Genomic DNA, 1604 nt, shown 5'->3' on the forward strand with positions numbered 1-1604 from the left:
TAATCGCTGATCTGACCGGCGGTCATGAAGAAGCTCAAGGGACGGCCGTTGGCATCTGTGACGGCATGGAGCTTGGTGTTCATGCCGCCTTTGGTGCGGCCGATCAGGCGGCCAAGATCCCCCTTTATGGATGGCCCGCCCCTTAACCGAACCGTTGTTGCTTAACCGACATCGGATCGTTTGAGGAAGGAGAAGGTCATGGAAGTTTCAGTTCTGGGGATCGACCTCGGCAAGAACAGCTGCAGCGTGGTGGGGCTGGACGGCACCGGTAGGGTTGTCGTTCGCAGGCGTATGCGACGTGAGACGGTCATCGCCTTTGCAGGGTCACTCGCGCCATGCGTTGTGGCGATGGAGGCCTGTTGCGGTGCCCACCATATGGGCCGTGCGCTGGTAGCGCATGGACATACCGTCCGGTTGATGTCGCCGGAATATGTCCGTCCATACGTGAAGGCCCAGAAGAACGACGATCGCGATGCCGAAGCTATCGCAGAGGCGGCGACACGGCCGACTATGCGGTTCGTGGAGCTGAAGAGCCAGGAGCAGTTGGACATGCAGACACTGCACCGGATTCGCGACCAGCTCGTCGGCGAGCGGACCTCACTGATGAACCAGATCAGGAGTTTGCTCCTCGAGCGCGGGCATATCGTCCCGCAAGGGCGTGCGAAGCTCGCGGTTCGGCTCGGCGAGATGCTCGAAGCCGAAGAACCCGTTCTGGGGTTTCGCATTCATCGGCTCGTCGCGGACATGCGCGCCCGCTGGATAGCGCTTGACGAGAGGATTGCGGACCTCGACGCCGAGTTCGCGCAAGCAGCGCTGACCGACGAGCGAACGCAGCGCCTGCTGACCATTCCCGGCATTGGCGCCCTCAACGCGACTGCACTGGTCGCTGCCGTCGGCGATGCCCGGACCTTTGCGCGTGGTCGCGATCTTGCTGCATGGTTGGGCCTGGTCCCGCGTCAGGCCACCACCGGCGGCAAACCTCGGTTGCTCGGCATTACCAAACGCGGCAGCCGATACCTGCGTAAGATCCTTATCCAGGGTGCACGTTCGTCGCTGCCGACGATGAGCAAGAGCAATACACGTCTGGGCGCATGGGTGCGCGGCCTGCTCTCGCGAGCGCATCAAAACACCGTCGTCGTCGCTCTTGCGGCCAAAATGGCGCGGATCGTCTGGGCACTTCTGCGCCACGGACGGACCTACGAACCCACATTGCTGGCGGCGTGAACGAGATCGGCCGATGCCCTTGGCATCCGCTGCATGATGTCTGCGGGAGGTGAGAAGAAGATGGCCTGACAGTCGACCGGTGTCTTGGAACCCTATGGCGCAAAATGGCACTTCGATGCCGGCCCCTTTATGAGGACCAGGACGCGCGGATCTCCATCTTGGCCAACGGCATCATGCCGAAAGGCCGGATACGTTTTCGCAGACTGCTCAGATCGTCAGAAACAAACCGCTTGCCGACGGGGCGGGCCATACGTTTTACCGCCAGGCTCGATGCCGTGCGGTGCGCCTTCAGATAGGTCGCATCGATCATCACAGTCTTTCGATCGGCCCCTACGGACGAAAGCCCTTCCATCATTCGGGTGAAGACGCCCATCTGACCC

The 1604-nt window shown here is 61.7% G+C and carries 1 protein-coding gene and 2 pseudogenes; 1 reads left to right on the forward strand and 2 read right to left on the reverse strand.

The genetic code is table 11. From position 1 onward, the window contains the following. Window positions 1-125: pseudogene (locus ACFQ24_RS03965) on the reverse strand (IS5 family transposase); the annotation flags it as partial. Between the two features lie 73 nt (window positions 126-198). Here ACFQ24_RS03965 and ACFQ24_RS03970 point away from each other — a divergent pair. Next, a complete protein-coding gene (locus ACFQ24_RS03970) occupies window positions 199-1224 on the forward strand; it encodes an IS110 family transposase (protein WP_380909156.1) in 1026 nt (341 codons plus the stop codon). Window positions 1225-1465: 241 nt separating this feature from the next. Here ACFQ24_RS03970 and ACFQ24_RS03975 read toward each other — a convergent pair. Next, window positions 1466-1604, reverse strand: a pseudogene (locus tag ACFQ24_RS03975) (IS5/IS1182 family transposase); the annotation flags it as partial.

Source organism: Sphingobium olei, assembly GCF_042678845.1.
Taxonomy (GTDB): Bacteria; Pseudomonadota; Alphaproteobacteria; order Sphingomonadales; family Sphingomonadaceae; genus Sphingobium; species Sphingobium olei.